The organism is Branchiibius hedensis, assembly GCF_900108585.1.
Taxonomy (GTDB): Bacteria; Actinomycetota; Actinomycetes; order Actinomycetales; family Dermatophilaceae; genus Branchiibius; species Branchiibius hedensis.
In genome coordinates this window covers 414,956-435,893 of the sequence record NZ_UESZ01000001.1, presented here as the reverse complement: position 1 = coordinate 435,893, position 20,938 = coordinate 414,956, and the positions used below count along the sequence as shown (strand labels likewise).

At 66.6% G+C, this 20,938-nt stretch carries 20 protein-coding genes and 1 tRNA gene; 13 read left to right on the top strand and 8 right to left on the bottom strand.

Features of this window, described 5'->3' with window-relative positions; all coding sequences use genetic code 11:
- Positions 1–12 precede the first annotated feature (12 nt).
- From glsA to DR843_RS02220, 9 genes are all read left to right on the top strand, one after another.
- On the top strand, positions 13–996 hold the full coding sequence (gene glsA / locus DR843_RS02260) for a glutaminase A (RefSeq protein WP_109683909.1): 984 nt from the start codon (positions 13–15) through the stop codon (positions 994–996).
- Positions 997–1,132: 136 nt separating this feature from the next.
- Positions 1,133–1,981, top strand: a complete 849-nt coding sequence (locus DR843_RS02255) for a nitrilase-related carbon-nitrogen hydrolase (protein WP_109683908.1) — start codon at positions 1,133–1,135, stop codon at positions 1,979–1,981.
- A 5-nt stretch (positions 1,982–1,986) separates the two neighbouring features.
- A complete protein-coding gene (gene hydA / locus DR843_RS02250; RefSeq protein WP_109683907.1) occupies positions 1,987–3,408 on the top strand; it encodes a dihydropyrimidinase in 1,422 nt (473 codons plus the stop codon).
- 6 nt (positions 3,409–3,414) lie between these two features.
- The gene (locus DR843_RS02245; RefSeq protein WP_109683906.1) at positions 3,415–4,431 is read left to right on the top strand and encodes a TIGR03842 family LLM class F420-dependent oxidoreductase; all 1,017 of its coding nucleotides are present in this window, start codon (positions 3,415–3,417) and stop codon (positions 4,429–4,431) included.
- Between the two features lie 3 nt (positions 4,432–4,434).
- Entirely contained in the window at positions 4,435–5,298 is an 864-nt protein-coding gene (locus DR843_RS02240; protein ID WP_109683905.1) for an ABC transporter permease, read from the top strand.
- Complete coding sequence (locus tag DR843_RS02235) at positions 5,196–6,089, top strand: ABC transporter ATP-binding protein (protein ID WP_109683904.1); 894 nt, start codon at positions 5,196–5,198, stop codon at positions 6,087–6,089. Before DR843_RS02240 ends, DR843_RS02235 begins: the two co-directional genes overlap by 103 nt.
- Positions 6,086–6,853, top strand: coding sequence for an ABC transporter permease (locus DR843_RS02230; RefSeq protein ID WP_109683903.1), 768 nt, complete (start codon positions 6,086–6,088; stop codon positions 6,851–6,853). The genes DR843_RS02235 and DR843_RS02230 overlap by 4 nt, the downstream gene beginning before the upstream one ends.
- Before the next feature lie 77 nt (positions 6,854–6,930).
- Positions 6,931–8,121 (top strand): ABC transporter substrate-binding protein, encoded by a 1,191-nt coding sequence (locus tag DR843_RS02225; RefSeq protein WP_245933948.1) that lies wholly within the window; start codon positions 6,931–6,933, stop codon positions 8,119–8,121.
- Positions 8,122–8,189: 68 nt separating this feature from the next.
- Positions 8,190–8,519: an antibiotic biosynthesis monooxygenase family protein gene (locus tag DR843_RS02220; RefSeq protein ID WP_109683902.1), complete on the top strand. Its 330-nt coding sequence runs from the start codon at positions 8,190–8,192 to the stop codon at positions 8,517–8,519.
- Positions 8,520–8,522: 3 nt separating this feature from the next.
- Here DR843_RS02220 and DR843_RS02215 read toward each other — a convergent pair whose 3' ends face one another.
- The 3 genes from DR843_RS02215 to DR843_RS02205 form a co-directional block, all read right to left on the bottom strand.
- A complete protein-coding gene (locus DR843_RS02215; protein ID WP_109683901.1) occupies positions 8,523–10,055 on the bottom strand; it encodes an AMP-binding protein in 1,533 nt (510 codons plus the stop codon).
- An 85-nt stretch (positions 10,056–10,140) separates the two neighbouring features.
- Positions 10,141–10,788: a response regulator gene (locus tag DR843_RS02210; RefSeq protein WP_109683900.1), complete on the bottom strand. Its 648-nt coding sequence runs from the start codon at positions 10,786–10,788 to the stop codon at positions 10,141–10,143.
- On the bottom strand, positions 10,785–11,924 hold the full coding sequence (locus DR843_RS02205) for a sensor histidine kinase (protein ID WP_109683899.1): 1,140 nt from the start codon (positions 11,922–11,924) through the stop codon (positions 10,785–10,787). The genes DR843_RS02210 and DR843_RS02205 overlap by 4 nt, the downstream gene beginning before the upstream one ends.
- Before the next feature lie 164 nt (positions 11,925–12,088).
- Between DR843_RS02205 and DR843_RS02200 the strand changes: the two genes are divergently transcribed.
- A complete protein-coding gene (locus tag DR843_RS02200; RefSeq protein WP_109683898.1) occupies positions 12,089–12,568 on the top strand; it encodes a DUF6326 family protein in 480 nt (159 codons plus the stop codon).
- Between the two features lie 53 nt (positions 12,569–12,621).
- Here the strand turns inward: DR843_RS02200 and DR843_RS02195 are convergent.
- Positions 12,622–12,695 (bottom strand) — tRNA-Met (locus DR843_RS02195).
- A 60-nt stretch (positions 12,696–12,755) separates the two neighbouring features.
- Positions 12,756–15,782 carry a UPF0182 family membrane protein gene (locus DR843_RS02190; protein ID WP_245933946.1) on the bottom strand — a complete coding sequence of 1,009 codons (3,027 nt, stop codon included), beginning with the start codon at positions 15,780–15,782 and terminating at the stop codon, positions 12,756–12,758.
- Positions 15,783–15,915: 133 nt separating this feature from the next.
- Between DR843_RS02190 and DR843_RS02185 the strand changes: the two genes are divergently transcribed.
- Positions 15,916–16,461 carry a PPA1309 family protein gene (locus DR843_RS02185; RefSeq protein WP_425451536.1) on the top strand — a complete coding sequence of 182 codons (546 nt, stop codon included), beginning with the start codon at positions 15,916–15,918 and terminating at the stop codon, positions 16,459–16,461.
- Positions 16,462–16,465: 4 nt separating this feature from the next.
- On the opposite strand, the gene DR843_RS02180 is transcribed toward DR843_RS02185, so the two are convergent.
- The gene (locus DR843_RS02180) at positions 16,466–17,617 is read right to left on the bottom strand and encodes a YlbL family protein (protein ID WP_170119721.1); all 1,152 of its coding nucleotides are present in this window, start codon (positions 17,615–17,617) and stop codon (positions 16,466–16,468) included.
- Positions 17,614–18,021 carry a molybdenum cofactor biosynthesis protein MoaE gene (locus DR843_RS02175; RefSeq protein WP_245933945.1) on the bottom strand — a complete coding sequence of 136 codons (408 nt, stop codon included), beginning with the start codon at positions 18,019–18,021 and terminating at the stop codon, positions 17,614–17,616. The genes DR843_RS02180 and DR843_RS02175 overlap by 4 nt, the downstream gene beginning before the upstream one ends.
- A 176-nt stretch (positions 18,022–18,197) precedes the next feature.
- Here DR843_RS02175 and DR843_RS02170 point away from each other — a divergent pair, with 176 nt between their 5' ends.
- Positions 18,198–19,640, top strand: a complete 1,443-nt coding sequence (locus DR843_RS02170; protein ID WP_109683895.1) for a zinc-dependent metalloprotease — start codon at positions 18,198–18,200, stop codon at positions 19,638–19,640.
- Positions 19,637–20,284 (top strand): NUDIX hydrolase, encoded by a 648-nt coding sequence (locus DR843_RS02165; RefSeq protein ID WP_109683894.1) that lies wholly within the window; start codon positions 19,637–19,639, stop codon positions 20,282–20,284. The genes DR843_RS02170 and DR843_RS02165 overlap by 4 nt, the downstream gene beginning before the upstream one ends.
- Here DR843_RS02165 and DR843_RS02160 read toward each other — a convergent pair.
- Entirely contained in the window at positions 20,188–20,838 is a 651-nt protein-coding gene (locus DR843_RS02160) for a M48 metallopeptidase family protein (protein ID WP_211310168.1), read from the bottom strand. The two genes, DR843_RS02165 and DR843_RS02160, sit on opposite strands and share 97 nt — an antisense overlap.
- Between the last annotated feature and the right edge of the window lie 100 nt (positions 20,839–20,938).

Below are 20,938 nucleotides of genomic sequence, written 5' to 3'. Positions count from 1 at the left end.
TACCATCGGGTCGTGACCGCTGACACCGCCGACCACCACTACGTCTCCTCCGGCAATCTGCCTGGGCACGACGAGGCCGACGCCTGGATCGGGCGGGCGTACGACGAGTTCCGACCGGTGGCCGACGGCACCGTCTCAACGGTGTATCCCGCTCTGGCAGAGGCAGACCCGGAGAAGTTCGCGCTCTGCCTCACCTCCGTCAACGGTGTCTCGCTCGACCGCGGTGACCTCGACCAGAAGTTCACCCTGATGAGTGTCTCCAAGGCGTTCGTGCTCGCCCTGGTCTGTGAGCACGTGGGGCTGGACGTCGTACGCCGAGTGGTCGGGGTCAACCCCACCGGACTGCCGTTCAACTCGTTGGCAGCGATCGAGCGGTTCGCGGACGGCCGCACCAACCCGATGGTCAACGCAGGCGCCATCGCCACCAGCAGCCTGGTGCCCGGGGCAGACTTCGAAGAGCGCTGGATCCTGCTCACCCGGACCATGTCGGCATTCGCCGGGCGCCCACTCACCCTCGACCAGGCGACCTACGAATCGGCCCGCAACACCAACATGCGCAACCGGTCGATCGCCTACCTGTTGCGCTCCTACGACGCGATCAACGGCGACGCCATGGCGGCGTTGGACCTCTACACCCGGCAGTGCTGCCTGGAGGTCACCACCCGCGACCTCGCGCTGATGGGAGCGACCCTGGCGACCGGTGGCATCAACCCGGTGACCCAGGAACGCGTCGTCTGCGCGGATACCGCCAAGGCGGTGCTGGCGATCATGACGATCGCCGGAATGTACGAGACCTCCGGGGACTGGTTCCTCGACGTGGGGGTGCCGGCCAAGTCGGGGATCAGTGGCTGCGTGGTCAGCGTCTCCCCCGGCAAGGGCGCCCTCGCGACGTACTCCGCGCCGTTGGACGCCGCCGGCAACAGCGTGCGTGGCGTGAAGACCGCGATCTATCTGTCCCAGCACCTCGGCCTGGACGTCGTCGCCGTCCCGCACTGAGCCCGCCACCCTGACCCGGACACAGCACCTGGGAAATCTCTGTACGCGTTACCGGGGTGTCACCGGCGGTAATGCGGTAGAAACGCGATAGGCGTTGACTGCCTACTTACGCATGTTTCAGAAGGGACACCACCGGATGACCGTCGTACGAGCCGCTATCACACAGACCACCTGGACCGGGGACAAAGCCTCGATGCTGGACAAGCACGAGGGATTCGCCAGAGAGGCGAAAACCCAAGGGGCCCAGGTGATTTGCTTCCAAGAGTTGTTCTACGGGCCGTATTTCGGGATCACCGAGGACGCGAAGTACTACGACTACGCGGAGCCGGCGGACGGTCCCATCGTGCAGCGCTTCGCCGCGCTCGCGAAAGAACTCGAGATGGTGACGATCCTGCCGATCTACGAGGAGGACATGCCCGGGCTGTACTACAACACCGCTGTGATCGTCGACGCCGACGGCACCATCCTGGGCAAGTACCGCAAGCACCACATCCCCAACCTCGACAAGTTCTGGGAGAAGTTCTACTTCCGGCCCGGCAACCTGGGCTACCCGGTCTTCGACACCGCCGTCGGCAAGATCGGCCTCTACATCTGTTACGACCGGCACTTCCCCGAAGGCTGGCGTGAGCTGGGCCTGAACGGCGCCGAAATCGTGTTCAACCCCAACGCCACCAAGCCGGGTCTGTCGAACCGGCTGTGGGAGATCGAGCAGGCCGCCGCCGCAGCAGCGAACGGCTACTTCGTCGCCGCCCCCAACCGGGTCGGGACCGAGGACAACGAGTACGGCGATCTGGCCGTGACCTTCTACGGCAGCTCCCAGTTCCTGGACCCCCGCGGCAACTACGTCGGTGACCTCGGCTCGGCCACCGACGAGGAGATCGTCGTGCGCGACCTCGACCTCGACCTGATCCGCCAGGTCCGCAACGACTGGCAGTTCTATCGGGACCGTCGCCCCGACTCCTACGTTGCGATCCCCAAGGCGTGACGAGCATGACTACTCTGATCACCGGAGGAACCGTCGTCAGCGCCACCGGACGCACCACCGCGGACGTCCTGGTGGAGGGCGAGAAGATTGCCGCGCTGCTGGCACCAGGCACCGCGCAGGCGCTCGGCATCCAAGCCGAAACCATCGATGCTGCAGGCAAATACGTCATTCCCGGTGGAGTCGACGCACACACCCACATGGAGATGCCGTTCGGTGGCACCTTCGCCAGCGACACCTTCGAGACCGGCACCCGCGCTGCCGCCTGGGGTGGGACGACGACGATCATCGACTTCGTCGTGCAGTACCCCGACCAGCGGATCATGGACCAGTACCACGCCTGGCACGAGAAGGCCGGCGGCAACTGCGCCATCGATTACGGCTTCCACCAGATCCTGTCCGACGTCCAGGACGACTCGCTCAAGGCGATGGACGAGCTGATCGACGAGGGCGTGACCAGTTTCAAGCTCTTCATGGCCTACAAGGGCGTCTTCCTGTCCGACGACGGACAGATCCTGCGGGCGTTCCAGAAGGCCGCGAGCAACGGCGCCATGATGATGATGCACGCCGAGAACGGCAGCATCATCGACGTCTTGGTGCAGCAGTCCGTGTCCGCCGGCAAGACCTCGCCGTTCTACCACGGGATCACTCGCCCCTGGCAGGCCGAGGAGGAGGCCACCCATCGCGCGATCATGATCGCCGACCTCACCGGCGCACCGCTGTACGTGGTGCACGTGTCGGCGAAGCAGGCCGTCGAGCAGATCGCTGCCGCCCGCGACCGCGGGATGAACGTCTTCGGCGAGACCTGCCCGCAATACCTCTACCTGTCCCTGGAGGAGCAACTCGGCGCGGTCAGCGAGCAATGGGGTGAGTTCGAAGGGGCCAAGTGGGTCTGCTCGACCCCCCTGCGTTCACGCGCCGAGGGCCACCAGGACCACATGTGGCAATCGCTGCGCACCAATGACATTCAGATGGTGTCGACCGACCACTGCCCGTTCTGCATGAAGGAGCAGAAGGAGATGGGCATCGACGACTTCTCCAAGATCCCCAACGGGATCGGCTCGGTCGAGAACCGCATGGACCTGATGTACCAAGGTGTCGTGAGCGGTCAGATCAGCCTGGAGCGCTGGGTCGAGATCACCTCGACGACGCCGGCGCGGATGTTCGGTCTCTACGGCACCAAGGGCGTCATCGCTCCGGGCGCCGACGCCGACATCGTGGTGTACGACCCGTCGGGTCACACCTCGATCGGCCTGGGCAAAGCGCACCACATGAACATGGACTACTCCGCGTGGGAGGGCTACGAGATCGACGGGCACGCCGACCTGGTGATGTCCCGCGGCACCGTCATCGTCGACGAGACCGGATACATCGGCGCCAAGGGGCACGGCAAGTACCTCAAGCGCGGCCTGTCGCAGTACCTGGTCTGAGCCGCAATGGATTTCGGTGTCGTCCTACAGACCAATCCGCCGGCCTGGCGGGTCGTCGACCTGGCCAAGTCAGCGGAGAACTACGGCTTCAGTCACGTCTGGACCTTTGACTCGCACCTGCTGTGGCAGGAGCCCTACGTCATCTACAGCCAGATTCTGGCGCAGACCCATCGCATCACCGTCGGCCCCTTCGTGACCAACCCGGCAACCCGCGACTGGACGGTGACCGCCTCGGTCTTCGCCACGTTGAACGACATGTTCGGCAACCGCACCATCGTCGGCATCGGCCGTGGCGACTCGGCGGTGCGCGTGACCAACGGCCGGCCGACCTCCTTGAAGGAACTGCGCGAATCCATCCACGTCATCAGGGAACTGGGCAACAGTCGGGCGGTCGATTACAACGGGTCGACCCTACGGTTCCCCTGGAGCAGCGGCAGTTCGCTGGAAGTCTGGGTCGCGGCGTACGGGCCATTGGCGCTCAAACTCACCGGTGAGGTGGGCGACGGGTTCATCCTCCAACTGGCCGACCTGGACATCGCCGAGTGGATGATCGGCACCGTACGCCGCGCGGCCGCCAAGTCGGGCAGGGACCCGGACTCGATCACGTTCTGCGTCGCTGCCCCGATGTACGTCGGGGACGACCTTGCGCACCAACGCGACCAGTGCCGGTGGTTCGGTGGGATGGTCGGCAACCACGTTGCCGACATCGTGGCCAAGTACGGCGCCGACGGCGCTGTCCCGAAAGCGCTGACCGACTACATCCAAGGGCGCGAGGGGTACGACTACAACCACCACGGTCGCTCCTCGAACACGCACACCGACTTCGTCCCCGATGACATCATCGACCGGTTCTGCGTGCTCGGAACGGCAGCGGACCACATCGAAAAGCTCACTGCGCTGAAGGAATTGGGCGTCGATCAGTTCGCCGGATACCTGCAGCACGACAGCAAGGACGAGACGTTGCGCGCCTACGGCGAGACGATCATCCCGGCGCTGCGCGACGACGTGACGGCGAAGGTCTGACTGATGCGGCGGTGGCGGGCGTGGGCCTGGGGCGCTCTGGGGATCGTGCTGCTCGCGGTGGTGTGGGAGGGATACAAAGCCCTCGGCCCGGCCGACGGCGTCCGGATCGGCGACACGATCGTGTTGCCGCGGACCAACGACTTGGCGATGCCGCACCTGTGGACGATGGTGCAACGGGCCGGCGAGCCGGTCACCTCAGCCCCGGGTGCGGCGCCGCTGTGGTCCTACGTGCTGTCGGCTGCCTGGCTCAGCTTCAAGGTGGCCCTGATCGGTTGGGCCATCGCGCTGGTGGTCGGGATGCTGCTGGCCCTGCTGATGCAGCGTTCCAAGATCGCCAACAGCGCTCTGCTGCCGTGGATCGTGCTCAGCCAGACGGTGCCGCTGATCGCGTTGGCTCCGTTGGTGAAACGGTGGAGCTCGGCGTTCCACATCGGCGGATTCGCCTGGGCGGACTGGATGTCCGTGGCCGTCATCGCCGCCTACCTCGCGTTCTTTCCGGTCGCCGTCGGCATGGTGCGCGGACTGAACTCTCCGGTCGCAGCGCAAACCGACCTGATGCGCTCCTACGGGATCGGTTGGTGGCAGACCCTGCTGCGGCTGCGCCTGCCGGCCGCGGTTGCCTACCTCATCCCGGCGCTGCGCCTGTCGATCGCCGCTGCCGTCATCGGCACCGTCGTTGCGGAGGTCTCGATCGGGATGGACGGCGGAATCGGCCGGATGATCATCGAATTCGCGCAAACCGGCAGTGCTGACCCCGCCAAGCAATGGTCGCCGATCGGCGGTGCGGTCCTGATGGGTCTGGCCGGAGCCGGGCTGGTGGCCCTGATCGGCCTGTTGTTGAAGCGTTACCGGAGGGCAGAAGCGTGACTGTTGTCGTTGAAGGTGTTTCGAAAGTCTTCCCCGGGAAGGGTTCCGACGAGGTCACGGCGCTGTCGGACATCGACCTGACCGTCGGTGACGGTGAGTTCGTCTCGCTGATCGGTCCCAGTGGCTGCGGCAAGTCGACGCTGTTGCGGCTGATCGCCGATCTGGACTCCCCCACCGGCGGGACACTCACTGTCTTCGACAAGACGCCCCGCCAGGCGCGGTTGGACCAGGACTACGGCATCGCGTTCCAACAAGCCGGGTTGCTGCCGTGGCGCTCCGTGCGAGCGAACGTCGAACTGCCGTTGCAACTGCACAAGGTGGCCGGCCGCAAGGAGCGGGTCAACGAACTGCTGGAGATGGTGGGGCTCTCGGACTTCGCCGACCGCTATCCCGACGAGTTGTCCGGCGGTATGCAGCAACGGGTGGCGATTGCACGAGCCTTCGCCGAGAAACCCAAGCTGTTGCTGATGGACGAGCCGTTCGGCGCCCTGGATGAGATGACCCGTGAGCGGATGCAAGGCGAATTGGTCCGGCTAGCATCGGAATCCGGCGCCGCCGTGATCTTCGTGACGCACTCGATCCCCGAAGCAGTCTTCCTCTCGGACCGTGTGGTCGTGATGTCGCCACGGCCGGGCCGGATCCGCGAGATCCTGAGCGTCGACCTCGGTCGCGGCGTCGATCGCGGTGAGGGGCTGCGCGAGGACACCTCGTTCTTCGAACGGGTCAGTGCGGTGCGCGAGGCCCTGCACGGCGGCGCTCCGACCGGGGTTCGCGGAGTGGAGACCCGATGAATCCCGTGCTGCGGTCCCGGCTGCGGGTGGTGCTGGCGCCGCTGGTCTTCGGGGTGCTGGCGATCGCGCTGTGGCAGTGGTTCGTGACGGCGAGGAACATCCAGCCCTACGTGCTGCCGAGCCCGTCGGCGATCTGGGAGCAGTTCACCGGGAGTATCGACATCATCCGCGACGCTGCGATCACGACCGCGAAGAACGCGTTGCTCGGCCTGCTCATCGGCACCCTCTTCGGGGTTGTCTGCGCGGCGCTGGCCGCCGCGATCCGCCCGATCGAACAGATGGCAGCACCGACCGTCGTTGCGTTGTCGGTGATCCCGATCGTGGCGCTGGCCCCGGTCCTCTACGCGATGTTCGGCGCTGCGGCTCAGACCGGCCGGGTCCTCGTGGCGGCCATCGCGGCGTTCGTACCGGTCTACATCAACGCCCTGCGGGGGTTGCGCACCGTGTTGCCCATCCACCGTGATCTGATGCGCTCGTACGCCGCCACCGGTTGGCAGGCCACGCGCTCGGTCACCCTGCCGGGCGCCGTACCGTTCATCTTCACCGGTATCCGCATCGCTTCGTCGGTTGCGGTGATCTCAGCTCTGATCGCGGAGTACTTCGGCGGCCCGCTGGACGGCCTCGGAATCTCGATCACGTCGGCCGTCTCGTCGAGCCGCTACTCGCTGGCCTGGGCCTTCGTGCTCGGGTCCGTCGTCATCGGTCTGCTCTTCTACTGCGTCACCTATGCACTGGAAGCGCTGGTCACCCGCCACCGCGCCTGACCGGACCTTGGTACGGCCCGATGACGCGCCGTACTCCCCTCTCCCTCAACGCAACACAGATCCACCAGGAGGAAGCAGTGACCCCACCTATCCGCCGGACCAGGACGATCATCGTCCTTGGCGCGGCCACCGCCCTCACCCTCGCCGGGTGCGGCATGAGCAGCAGTTCCAGTTCGTCACCGACCGCAACGCAACCGGCCACCGGGTCGGGAAGCGGTACGTCGGGCGGCGGCGCCACGAAGAAGGTCACCCTCCAACTCCAATGGGTCGCCCAGGGACAGTTCGCCGGCTACTACGTGGCAGCCAAGAAGGGGTACTACGCCAAGGAGGGGCTGGACGTCACGATCAAGCCGGCGGGCACGGACACGGTGCCGATCGACGTACTGGCCGCCGGTGATGCCGACTACGCCATCTCGTGGGTGCCGAAGGTGCTCGGCTCGATCGAAGGCGGCACCAAGGTGACCGACGTGGCACAGATCTTCGAACGCAGTGGCACCACGCAGATCTCCTTCAAGGACAAGGGGATCACCACGCCCGGCGACCTGAAGGGGAAGAAGGTCGGCTCCTGGGGCTACGGCAACCAGTGGGAGCTGTTCGCCGGGATGCAGAAGGCTGGCATCAACACCGACTCGCAGATCTCCTTGGTGCAGCAGGCCTTTGACATGAACGGCTTCCTGAACGGGGACATCGACGCTGCGCAGGCGATGACGTACAACGAGTACGCCCAGGTGCTGGAGACGATCAACCCCAAGACCGGCAAGCTGTACCAGCCCTCGGATCTGAACGTCATCAACTGGAACACCGTCGGCACGGCCATGCTGCAGGACGCGATCTGGGCGAACGCGGACAAGTTGGCCAGTGACAAGGACTACCAGGACACGACCGAGAAGTTCATCAAGGCGTCGATCGAGGGCTGGATCTACACCCGTGACCACCCGCAGGAAGCGGCGGACATCGTGGCGGCGGCGGGCTCCACCCTGCCGGCCGGGCACCAGTTGTGGATGGTCAACGAGGTCAACAAGTTGATCTGGCCGTCCACCGGCGGCATTGGCACCGTGCAGAAGTCGTCGTGGGACCAGACGGTCGACATCGCACTGCACACCAAGGACAACACCGGCAAGACGATCATCACCAAGGACCCGCCGAGCGACGCCTACAGCAACGTCTACGTCGAGAAGGCGTTGGCGGAGTTGAAGTCGGAGGGCGCTGACGTGATGGGCACGTCGTTCAAGCCGATCACCGTGACGCTCAAGGAGGGCGGCAAGTAGCAAACGCCGCTTCCCCGTCACGGCCCCCGCATCACAGGTGCGGGGGCCGTGACGCGCACAATGGGGTCATGACCGTGATCAAGATCAACGCCATCACCGTGCCCAAGGAAACGGGCGACGAACTAGCTCACCGGTTCGCCGCCCGGCTCGGCGCCGTCGACGGACAGCCCGGCTTCGGTGGTTTCGAACTGCTCAAGCCGACGGATGAGCGGGACCAGTGGCTGGTCGTAACCCGGTGGGACGACGAGGAGTCGTTCCAGGCCTGGGTCAGCTCGTCGGCGTTCCGCGAGGGTCATGGGCATGGCCATGACAGACAGACCACCGAGCGCGCCAAGCCGGTGGGCGTGGCCAGTGAGGTCTGGAACTACGAGGTCGCCGTCAAGAGCGAAACCGACTGACGCTCAGCGATATTGGGCTGCAAGTATTCCCTTGACCAGCTTCCCGGTCGCTGACCGCGGCAGCTCATCGGCAAAGTCCACGGAACGCGGAATCTTGTAGTCGGCGATCGTCCCGCGCAGACTGTCCAGAATCTCCGCTGCCAATTCGTCGCTGGGTTGGATCCCGGGCGCTGGCTGGACGACCGCCTTGGCCACCTCGCCCAGTTCGTCGTCCGGCACACCGATGACCGCGACATCAAGGATCGCCGGGTGCATCGCCAGCGCACTCTCGATCTCCTGCGGATAGATGTTCACCCCGCCGGTGATGATGGTGAAGGCCACCCGGTCGGTGAGGTAGAGGTAGCCGTCCTCGTCGAGATGGCCGATGTCACCGGTGGTGGTCCAGGTCGGATGCTGCGGGTGCTGCGCGGCCTGGGTCTTGGCCGGGTCATTGTGATATTCGAACGGCAGGGCGTCGCGCTCGAAGTAGACGACGCCGGTCTCGCCCACCGGAAGGTCGGCGCCATCCGGACCGCAGATGTGCAGCACGCCGAGCGCCGGGCGACCCACCGTGCCGGGCCGGATCAACCAGTCGTGCGAGTCCACGAACGTCAGACCGTTGGCTTCGGTCGAGGAGTAGTACTCGTGGACGATCGGCCCCCACCAGTCGATCAACCGCGCCTTGACCTCGACCGGGCACGGTGCGGCCGCATGGATCGCGACCTGCTGGCTGGACACGTCGTACTTCGCGCGCGTCTGGGCCGGGAGTTTGAGCATCCGCACGAACATCGTGGGCACCCACTGGCTGTGCGTGACGTGGTACTTCTCGATGGCCGCGAGCGCCTGCTCAGCGTCGAATCGCGTTGCCATCACGATGGTTCCGCCCAAAGCATTGACCACGCCGCCGAACCGTAGCGGCGCCGCGTGGTAGGTAGGGGCGGCGGAGTAGTAGACCGTGTTCTCGTCGAAGCCGTACAGCTGGGAGAACAGCGCGGTGTAGGTGTCTCCTGGATCGCCGACCTGGCGATCCGGCAGCGCGGACTTGATCCCTTTCGGTCGACCGGTGGTCCCCGAGGAGTAGAGCATGTCGACGCCGCGCGGTTCGTCCGCCAGAGGTGCGTCGGAGGTGTCAGCCAACACCTCGGCGTACGAACGGAATTCACCGGTCGTCTCTGCGTCGAGCGCGATCAGGACCGTCAGGCCGGGCACCAGCTCCGCGACCGCAGCGGCCTTGTCCAGGTGCGCCGCTGACACCAGCAGCGCCTTGGCGTCGCAGTCGGTGAGGATGTACGCCACCTCGTCGGCCGTCAGATGATGATTCACGCCGGTGACGTAATACCCCGAGCGCAAGCCAGCCCAGTAGACCTCGAACACGGCGGGGATGTTGTCGGACAGGAACGCGACATCGTCACCGACGCCGATCCCCGCGTCCCTCAGGTATCGCGCGAGTTTGCGGGAGTTCGAGTCGAGTTCGGCGAACGTCCGCACCTCGCCGGTGTCGGCGTGGATGACGGCCGGCTTGTCCGGGGTGGTCTCGACGTACGCTCCGGGATACATCCGCGTTCCTGCCTGTTGTGTTCCAGATCACAGGTGACGCTAGGTGCCCCCAGTCCCTGGCGCAAGCCCGGCCTTGGCGCGCAGGTCAGGTGCGCTTGGTGTCGTAGGCCCACATCGCGATCTCCACGCGGTTGCGAGCACCGATCTTGGTCATCAGCGACGCGACGTGGGTCTTGACGGTGCTCAGGCTGATGAACAGTTCCCCGGCAATCTCCGGGTTGGTCCGGCCGCGTGCAACCAGCGCCAGCACCTGCTCCTCACGGTCGGTCAGCGGCTCGATCGGCTGGGCCGGTACCTTCGGCGACTGGTCGGCAAACGTCGCCAGTAGCCGACGGGTGACGTTCGGGGCGATCAGCGCCTCGCCGTCAGCCGCCGCGTGGACGGCTTGCACCAAGAGCCCGGGGCCGGCGTCTTTGAGCAAGAAGCCGCGCGCGCCGGCGCGGAGGGCATCGAGCACGTACTCGTCGAGGTCGAAGGTGGTGATCACGACCACCGCCAGCGGATCGGCAACGCCCGGGCCGGCCAGCCGTCGGGTCACTTCGACGCCGTCCAGCAGCGGCATCCGGATGTCGACGAGAAGTACGTCGGGACGCAACCGGGCCACCAGGTCGAGTGCGGCACGGCCGTCGGCGGCCTCGCCGACAACCTCGATGTCAGGTTGCGCGTCGAGAATCATGACGAGCCCGGTGCGGACCAGGTCCTGATCGTCGACCACGACGACGCGGATGCTCATGCGGGCGGGTCCAGCGGCAGTACGGCTTCGACCACCCAGCCACCTGCAGGCCCGGGGCCTGCAGAGAACGACCCACCCAAGAGCTGGGCACGTTCGGCCATGCCGCGCAGGCCGAACCCGGGCGTCGGCGCCGCCCCGGGCTCAGTCCGCCCGTCGTCACTGACCCGCAGCCTGACGGCGCCGCCCACTCGGCGTACGTCGATCCGCACCCTGGTCGTGTCGCGGGCGTGCCGCCGAGCGTTGGTCAACGACTCCTGGGCGAGCCGGTACAGCGCGGCATCCACGGGTCCCGAGATCCCGGTCAGCGATGGGTCGACGGCGACGTCGACACGCGGCGGGCTGTCGGCGCGCACCAGAGCGGGCAGGTCGGCCAAGCCCATCGGCGGCGCATAGTCGACGGGCTCCTCTTCGCGCAGTAGCCGCACCATGGACCTCATCTCCCCCAGGGTCAGCGAGGCTTCCGACTCGATGGCGGCGAGGACCTCGGCCGCCTTCTCCGGCTGGACTGCGGCAAGGACGCCGCCGGCTTGCGCCTGCACCGCGATCGCCGAGACGTGGTGGGCGACGATGTCGTGCAGCTCGCGCGCCAGGGCCACTCGCTCCTGGTTCCTGACCTCGCGCTGTTGGCGGTCCCACAGATCGGCCCGGTAGCGGAACACCGCTGCCAGAGCGCAGATCAGGAGCAGGAGGACGCTGCCGCCGAACACGTCCGGCCAGCCGACATCGGCGGCACACATCCCGAGCGCGGCGACCGCCGCCACGAAGGCTGCGCCGACGACAATCTCCCGCCCAGCGCCCCACCGCACCAGGGCGTAGAGCAGGATCAGGACGGCCAGCATGCTGGTCAGGCCGAGGTCGCCGACGTGAGTGGCCAAAGTCAGGACCGAGAGCAGGCCGGCGAGGCTCCAGCCGAGGACGGCGGCCACCAGCGGGTGACTGCGCCGCCAGAGCAGAACCGGCATCAGCACCATCGCGATCAGGGTGACGAAGGGCCGCCAGGTGACGTCCGGCCGGAACATACCCTCGGCGACTGCGGCCACCTCGAAGAGACCGACGAGGATCCAATCGAGACGGCCCACCGGCGGGACGTTCGCAGGCCGCGGCTCATGCCAGACGGAGCGCAGCAGGGTGACCACAGCGCCAGCCTAGGGATCACGGGGTTGCCGCGGATCCGCCGAAAGCACGAGACGAAAGCCGTTCCATCGGCCACCAAGCTCCGGCCCCCGGTCTGATGTCCGCGGTGCCCGGGCGCAGGGATTGTGAACCTACCGATCCCGCACGAGCCACAACGGAGTCCCCGATGCAGACACCTCACACCAGCACGACCTTGGTCGATCACGTGGTACCAACGAAACTCAGACTCGCCGCCGCATGGACGGCTTTCATGTTCCTGTACGCCTACGTGGACATCCTCAACTTCTTCACTCCCGGCGTCGTCGAAGACATCCTGGCCGGGAAAGTGTTCGAGTTCGGGCTGTCACAGACCTTCTCGATCACGGCGCTGACGCTCGTGGCCATCCCGATTCTGATGATCCCGCTGTCGACGACGTTGCCCGCGCGGTCGAACCGGATCGCCAATCTTGTCGTCGCCGGGCTCTACACCCCGGTGACCGCATTCAACGTGATCGGCGAGTCGTGGCGATACTTCTACGGCCTGGGTGTCGTCCTCGAACTGATCCTGCTCGCGCTCATCGTGCGATACGCCTGGTCCTGGCCGCGCACCCCCCGCCGAATGGGCGACCACGACGCAGTCAGCGCACTCGCCCAGCAGGACAGCTAGGCACAGAAAAGCCCCCTGATCAGCATTTCTGCTGGTCAGGGGGCTTCTCGTAGTAGCGGGGGCAGGATTTGAACCTGCGACCTCCGGGTTATGAGCCCGGCGAGCTACCGAGCTGCTCCACCCCGCGTCGGCTCCGTAACCATACGTCAGCCGGGCAGCGCCCACCAAATCGAACCGGCCGCCGCGGTTACTTCGACGGTGCCGCGGACGAGGTGCTCAGCTTCTCCGCCTCGGCGATCAGGGTCTTCAGCTTCTCCTGCGCCGCGCCGTACGCCGTCCAGTCGCCGGCCTTCAACGCCGCCTCGGACTGGTCGTAGGCCTGCTGGATCTCGGCGATCACTTGCGGCAGCGTGCGGTTGCCGGTCGCCGGCGGATTCGATCCGGACGTCGTGGGAGTGGGCGTCGGCGTGGGCGTCGTCGTCGAGGTGGAGCCGGAACCGTCCTCCCCGGAGCCGGATGACGTCGAACCCGTCGAGTCGGTGGCAATCGCCGCATCCCCTGCCGTCGCGCCGGACGACCCGCCGAAGAGGGTGTTCAACGCTTCCTGCAGCGTCGCACCCCACGCCACCTTCTTGCCGAACCCCACCACGACCGCACGCAGCAGCGGGTACGGCGTGGACGAGGTGGACTTCACGTACAGCGGCTCCACGTAGAGCACCCCACCGCCTACGGGCACTGTCAACAGGTTGCCCTGCACGATCGAGGCGCTGGACTGGGTGTTGGAGGTGATGAACTGCGACAACGTCTGCTTGTAGGAGGCCGAGTAGGCCGAGGAACTTCGCAGCTCGTTCTGGAAGTTCTGCGGCCCCGTGACCGTCGCGTTGCTCGGCATCTTCAGGACCTTGAACTGCCCGTACGTCGAACTCTTATGTCCCGCAGTGGATCCCGCGTTCGCATCGACCGCCATGAACGCCGTCAGGTTGTTTTTGGTGTCGCCCACTGGCACGAAGTTCGTGGTCAACGAGAACGTCGGCGCGCTCTCCCCGGGCATCGCCATCGACAGGTAGTACGGCGGTTGCTGGGCGTTGGTCGAGCCCTGCGTCGGGTCGTCCGGCACCGACCAGAAGTCACCGCCGGAGAAGAAGTCAGAGGCGGTCGACACGTGGTACTTCGCCATCAATTCGCGCTGCACCTTGAACAGGTCCTCGGGGTAGCGCATGTGGGCCATCAGCGAGCCGGAGATCGCCGACAGCGGCTTGACCGTGCCACCGAACGCCTTGCTCCAGGTCTTCAGGATCGGGTCGGAGTCATCCCACGCGTAGAGCGTGATCGAGCCGTCGTAGGCATCGACGGTCGCCTTCACCGAGTTGCGGATGTAGTTGACCTGGCCGGCGTTGATGCTGCGCACGTTGCTCGACGTCGCCGTCACCGAGTCACTGGTCGCATCACCCAGCGAGGTCATCTCCGAGTTCGGGTACCGCGCGGTGGTGGTGTACCCGTCGATGATCCATTTGACGTGACCGTCGACCACCACGGGGTACGGGTCGCCGTCAACCGTCAGCCACGGCGCCACCTTCTTGACCCGGTCGACCGGGTTGCGGTTGTCCAGCAGTTTGGACGTGGAACCGATCGCGTCGGTGAGCAGCAGGTTGATCTCGCGGTACTTCAGTGCGTAGGCGAACCGGTTGATCGGGTTGCCGATGTCAACGCCGCCCGAGCCTTTGTACGACGTGCGCTGCTCCCCGCTGCCCGTTCCGTCGGTCGGGTAGTCCAGTTCGCGGTTGCCGGTGGAGCTGACGATGGAGTACTGCGGTGACGACTCGCCGAAGTAGACCCGGGGCTCGTAGGGGCTCAGGGCACCGGTCGAGGGCATGTCCTGCTCGATGAACTCCGGCTCACCGTTGACGGTCTGGGAGTTGCCCTTGGCCGCCACCACGCCGTACCCGTGGGTGTAGACCGTGTGCTCGTTGACCCAGTTGCGCTGTCCCGCGGGCACCTTCGACAGATCCAATTCGCGTACGCCGACCACCGTGTCCTGGTTCTGACCATCCACTTGGTAGCGGTCAACGTCGAGCGAGTCCTGGAACTGGTAGTAGTTCAGGCTGCCCTGCAACTGCTGGAAGGTCGGCGATACGACACTCGGATCCATCAATCGGATATTGCCGACGGTCGCCGAGTCCTTGCTGAGCTGGCCCGAGCGGGTGGTCTGCACCGGGTTGTACTGGGTGGTGGTGACGTCGGTCAGACCGTAGGCCGCGCGGGTCGCTGCCATGTTCTGGGTGATGTACCGGCTCTGCAAGGTCTGCGCGTTCGGCTGCACCCGGAAGCTGTCCATCAGCGCGGGGTAGATCCCGCCCAGGCCGACCGCGACCACGACCAGCATCCCCAGCGCAACCGCCGGCAGTCGCCAGGTCCGGGTCCAGATGGCGGCGATGAACAGCGCCGCGCACAACAGGCAGGCGAAGGCGAGGATGGCTTTGGTCGGCAGCACGGCGTGCTCGCCGGTGTAGTCCATACCGGTGAACTTGCGGGTGTCCGCGGTCGTCTGGGAGTAGCGCGCCAGCCAATAGGCGATGCCGCGGATCAGGATCAGGACCGCGAACAGCACCCCGAGTTGGATGCGGGCCATCGGTGACACGTGCACGCCGCCGGCTCCGACCGAGATGCCGCCGTAGATGTAGTGCGTCACCAGCGCCGCGATCAGCGACAGGATCAGCGCCAGCGTGAAGAACGAGACCAGGAACTCCAGCCAGGGCAGGGTGAAGACGAAGAAGCCGAGATCCTTGTGGAACTGCGGGTCGGTCTGACCGAACGGGGTGCGGTTCAACCACAGCAACGCGGTCTGCCACTGGGCGCTGGCGATCGAGCCGGCGAACAGCCCGAAGAAGGCGGGTACGGCGATGAAGGAGGCCTTGCGGAACGGCTCCAACAACTCCCGGTACCGATCCATCGACTCCAGTTCCGGCGTGCTGGGCGCGTAGATCGGGCGGCGCCGGTAGGCCAGAAGTTGACTGCCGTAGATCAGGCCGCCGGTGATCAACCCGCCCAGCAGGAACAGCAGGATCTTCGTGGTCAACTCCGTGCGGAAGACGGAGGAGTAGCCCACGCTGTCGAACCACAACTTGTCGGTCCACAGGTTCGACCACACATTGAGCAGGACGACCAGCACCAGCAGCGCAGCAAGGATCCAGACCCAGATCAGGCGGGAGCGCCGCATCACGGGCGCCCGACGGGTCGGTTGGTCGGCCTCGTCGAAGTCGTCGTCTGCGCTCACGCGGGTTCGATCTCCTGCCGTGCTCAGTCGGGCATGGGGCCTACAAACTAACCTGCCGCGCTATGGATCCGCGGCGGTGCCCGCACAGAGCGCCCTGCGGGCTACGGCACAATCGTGCTCGTGAGGCATCGTCGTGAGTGAGTCCCAGGACGCCGCTGAGGTCATGCGCGCCGCCCTCGATCCGCTGACCGTGTGCGCCGTCGACACCGAGCGGTACGTCGCGCGGTCCGGTTGGGATCAGCCGCCGCGCCTTTTCGCGATCGCAAGCAACGCAGGATTGTTGGCCCGGGAGCCGGCGCTGGCGGCCCAGTTGGTGGGCGCCGACCCCGCGGCGTACAGCACCATCGAGCAGGAGACGTTGGCGCCGACCGCCAACATCGAATCGCTGCTACGCCGGATGACCTGGCCAGAGGAGGTCGAGGGCGTTGCCCTGGTCGTCGAGCGGCTGGTCGTCCCGCCGGAAGCAGAGACCGGCTTGCCGTCGGATCCGGCGAAGGCGGCGGCCGCGCTGGCCGCGCACCCGGACCGCCGTGATGTCCGCCTGACGGCCGCGGTGCTGCGCTCGGGGCAGTCGGTGTGCCTGTTGCGGCAACGCGACCACGACAGCGACGACAAAGTCGCCATCGGGCAGGACATCGCGCCGGGTCTGGTGGCCGCGCTTCAGGCGACGCTGGACTGAAAGCTCAGGACGCCGTACACGTCGGCAGGCCCTGGGACTGACCGGCCGCGATCTTCTGGACATCGGACTTGGCCTCATCGAACGTGGCGATCTTGACCACGGTCAGTCCGGATGGCACGTGGCCGACGACCTCGCCGCAGTCGGACTCCGGGGCGAGGAAATAGGTCGCACCGGCGTCGCGGGCACCGATCATCTTCTGTCGTACGCCGCCGATCGGGCCGACCGTCCCGTCCTCACTGATCGTCCCGGTGCCGGCGATGCTCTTGCCGCCGGTCAACGATCCAGAGGTGAGCTTGTCGTAGATGGCCAAGGAGAACATCGTGCCCGCGGAGGGCCCGCCGACGTCTCCGGCGTTGACCGTGACCTTCACCGGGAAGGTGTACTTCGGGTTGGGCACGATGCCCAGGTAGGCCTTGCCGTTGTCCGGCCGGGCACCGGTTTTCGCCTCGAAGCTGACCCGGGCGCCGCCGCGTTCGACGGTGACGGGCACCTCGGTCCCCGCTTTCACGTCGTCGAGTGCGTTGATGGGGTCGTCGATGCGGTCGATCGTCTTGCCGTTGATCGTGAGCAGGATGTCACCGACGTGGAAGACCTTGCCGGACGGTGCATCCGAGGACACCGCCGCGACCTCGATCTTCTCGCCGACGGTGAAGCCGGCCGCCCGCAGCGCCACGGTCTGGGCGATCTCCTGCGACCCGGTCATCTCGGCGGTGCTCTCCTGCTGCACCTCATCGGCGGTCTGACCTTCCTGGAAGAAGGCCGACTCCGGGTAGAACTGGGCGTTTCGGTCGGTGAGTTTGGTCCAGGCCCATTCGATCGCGGAGACCGGGTACTGCGGTCCCCCGGCCAGGGAGACCGTGGTGAAAAGTAGTTGCCCGTCGGTGGGATAGGTGGTGGCGCCTTCGATGCTGATCACCGATTTGCCGTCGATCGTGCCCAGGGTGTTGGTCGCCGGGCCGGGTCGCAGGATCGCGACCGGCACTTTGATCAGACTCGCCAGGGACAGGCCGACGACGATCAGCGCGCTGACGATCAGCAGGGCCCAGGTGCGTTTGGTCACCGTGCGTCGCGGGGCGGGCGCGGGCGGGCTGGTCTGCAGATCGGGCCACGCCGCGGTGTCGGGAGCGGTGGGCTGCTGCCCCGGATCGTCGGTCACAAACCCACCCATTCCGTCTCGCCGTCGTCGAAGGCCTGCCGTTTCCAGATCGGCACCTGCGTCTTGATCGTGTCGATCAACGCTGTGCAAACACTCAAAGCGTCACCTCGGTGCGCGCTGCTCACGGCGACCACCACGGCGACGTCGCCCACGACCAGTTGCCCGGTGCGGTGGACCGCGGCGGCCGCAATGATCGGCTCGGTGAGCACGTCCTCGATCACCTGGGCCAGGACATCGGCTGCGCTCGGGTGCGCCTCGTAGGCCAACCCGGAGACGTCGCGGCCACCGTCCTGGGCCCGCACGTGCCCTACGAAAACCCCGGTTCCACCGGCGTGGGGATCGCCGACCGCTTCAATGACCGATCCCACATCGATCGGCTCGGCACTGATGGCCGCCAACCGCACCCTCGGTTCCACCTTGCGTGTCTCCTCGTCATCGCACCGGCCCGGTTACGCCCGTAGCGCAAGACCGTCGCACCCACCTGGGAACGCGGGAGCGGCCGGCGTGGTTATCTAAGTAGAGATAGTGACTGATCCCGAAGCGGATTCTCGCACTTGCGAACATTACGGATGGAGCCACGGTGAGCAACAGCCCGCTTGAACCCTCCGGCCCGGAGGAGCCGCCGGACCTTGCTGAGGTCCTGCGATCGTTGATGAACGGCGATTTCGGGGCGAACCCCGAGATGGCCGATGCCCTCAAGCAGATGGGCCTGGAAAACATTGACCCCGCCATGATGCAGATGGTCGGTGCCCAGATCCAGGCGATGATGTCCGGCTCGGCCGACGACGGCAGTTTCAACGTCGAATTGGCCACGGACGTTGCGCGCAAGCAGGTGTCCGCCGCGGGGGACGCGTCGGTCACGGTGGGCACCCAGCGGGACGTGGAGCAGGTCGTGCAGGTCGCCAACCTGTGGCTCGATGAGGTCACCGACTTCCCGGTCTCCGGGTCGGCGGCGGCGGCCAGTCGCGCCGAATGGGTCGAGACGACCATGCCGGCGTGGCGCGGTTTGGTCGAACCGGTGGCGCAAGGTGTGTCCGGTGCCATCCGGTCGGCGATGCAGGAGCAGTTCCGCTCCTTCGGATCTGAGGACCTGTCGCAACTCGGACTGCCTGCGGGACTGGACCCGAGCATGGTGATGGGCCAGATGGAACCCATTGTCGGCCGGATGAGCGCGGCGATGTTCGGGATGCAGGTCGGTCAGGCGGTCGGTGCGTTGGCCGGCGACCTGGTCACGGGGACCGAGGTCGGACTCCCCCTGGTGCCGGACGGCACCGTGATGATCCTGCCCGCCAACGTTTCTGCCTTCGCCGAAGGTCTGCACGTAGACGCCGGTGAGGTGCACCTGTACCTTGCGGTGCGCGAAGCCGCGCGCATGCGGCTTTTCCAGTCGGTCGGCTGGGTTGGTCCAGCGCTGATCGCCGCCGTGCAGAAGTACGCCGGTGACATCAGCATCGACACCGAGGCCATTGAGCGTGCGGTGCGCGAGGCAGACACCACCGATCCCGCCCAGTTGCAGGGCGTCCTGCAGGACTCCCTGTTCTCCCCCACTCCCAGCGAGGCACAACAGGGCGCGTTGGCGCACCTCGAACTGCTCCTGGCCCTGGTCGAGGGCTGGGTCGACGAAGTCAGCGAACGAGCCGTTCAACCGCACCTGCCGAACCTCGCAGCGCTGTCGGAGGCGGTACGCCGCCGGCGCGCCTCGGGCGGGCCCGCGGAGCGAGTCTTTGCCTCCTTGGTCGGCCTGCAACTGCGGCCTCGACTGATGCGCGAGGCGGCCGCGCTGTTCACCGCAGTGGAGGACGCCGAAGGCGCCGCCGGGCGGGACGAGACGTGGAAGCACCCGGACTTCGTGCCGACAGCAGCCGAACTGCCGGATCCGGCCGGTTATCTCGCCCGGCGCACCGGTGGCGCGGCGCCGACCCGCGATGCCGTCGACGATGCCCTGGACGCCCTTCTGGCGCAGGGCACCGCGGAGTGGGAAGCAGAAGGAGACGACCCGCAGGCACCCGACACACCGTCGTGACGTCGCTGCACGCATCGGCGACGGCCGCCGTGAGCAGCTACGAGCCAGCCACCATCGAGCAACGGCAGCTGCGTGCGCAGTTCCTGGCCCACCTGGAGCAGCATGGCGACGGGCTCTGGAAGTCCGGGCCGCCGGTGCATCTGACGACGAGCACCTTCGTCTATTCGGCGGATCTGGGATCGGTGCTGCTGGTTCTGCACACCAAGGCCAAGCTGTGGCTGCAACCCGGTGGGCATCTGGAGCCCGAAGACGTTGACCTGCCAGCCGCGGCACTGCGGGAAGCCACCGAAGAGACCGGGATCGCCGGTCTGCGGATCCTGCCCGGGATAGCCCACCTGGACCGGCACGCGTTGGCGGATGCGTTCGGGCGGTGCCGCGAGCACCTGGACGTGCGGTACGCCGCGATCGCGCCACACGGCTCGCAACCGGTCGTGTCGTCCGAATCGGACGCCGTGGCCTGGTGGTCGTTGGCCGATTTCCCCGAGCAGACCGATCCGGCGCTACCACTGGCCATGCGGACCGTTGCCGATCAGCTCCGCCACGCTGGTCAGGCGGGTAGCCCCTCGGCATCACCGGGGTCGTCAGCGTCCACGTCCGACTCGTCCATCCGCAGCGCACTGCCGAACTCCACCCCGTCCAGGTAGGCCTGAGCGCGCAGGAGATCCGGGTACCCGGCCAACAGCGCCCAGAAGTCCCGTCCATGCCCTGGCTGCAACAGGTGCGCCAACTCGTGCAGGAGCACCGAGTCCACGACGTAGGCAGGCATACCCTGCAGGCTGCTCGAAAGCCGGATGGTGCCTTCTGAGGGTGTGCAGGAGCCCCATCGGCGGCGTTGATTGCTGACCCAGCGCACCGACTCCGGGTGCGCCCGATCAGCCAGGTATTTCCGGGACAACGCGGCTGAGCGTTCCATCAGGTCTTGGTCGGGACGGCCCCGGCGGCGGCGACCGCGGGGTGTCTGCACCCGTTGCACCATGTCGGCCACCGCCTGGGCCTCCGCGCGACCGCTGAGGCCGGCGGGCACCAGCACGATGATGCGCCCGTCTGCCCGGTATCCGTTGATGGTTCGACGGCGGCGGGCCGATCGGCGTACCTCGACGACCTGACCGGACACCATCAGCAGTTCGCCCTGCACCGGTGTTTTGGGGGCCGCGGGACTCACGGGTCCATCGTCGCGGATCGGGTCGCTGATCGCCATGAGGCTGACCGTACGGGTCGCGGTCCCGTGCCGGCGAGGCGCGATGTCGATCGTGTGGATAACCGCGGGTCGGCCACTGCCCCTGTGGACATCGGACATC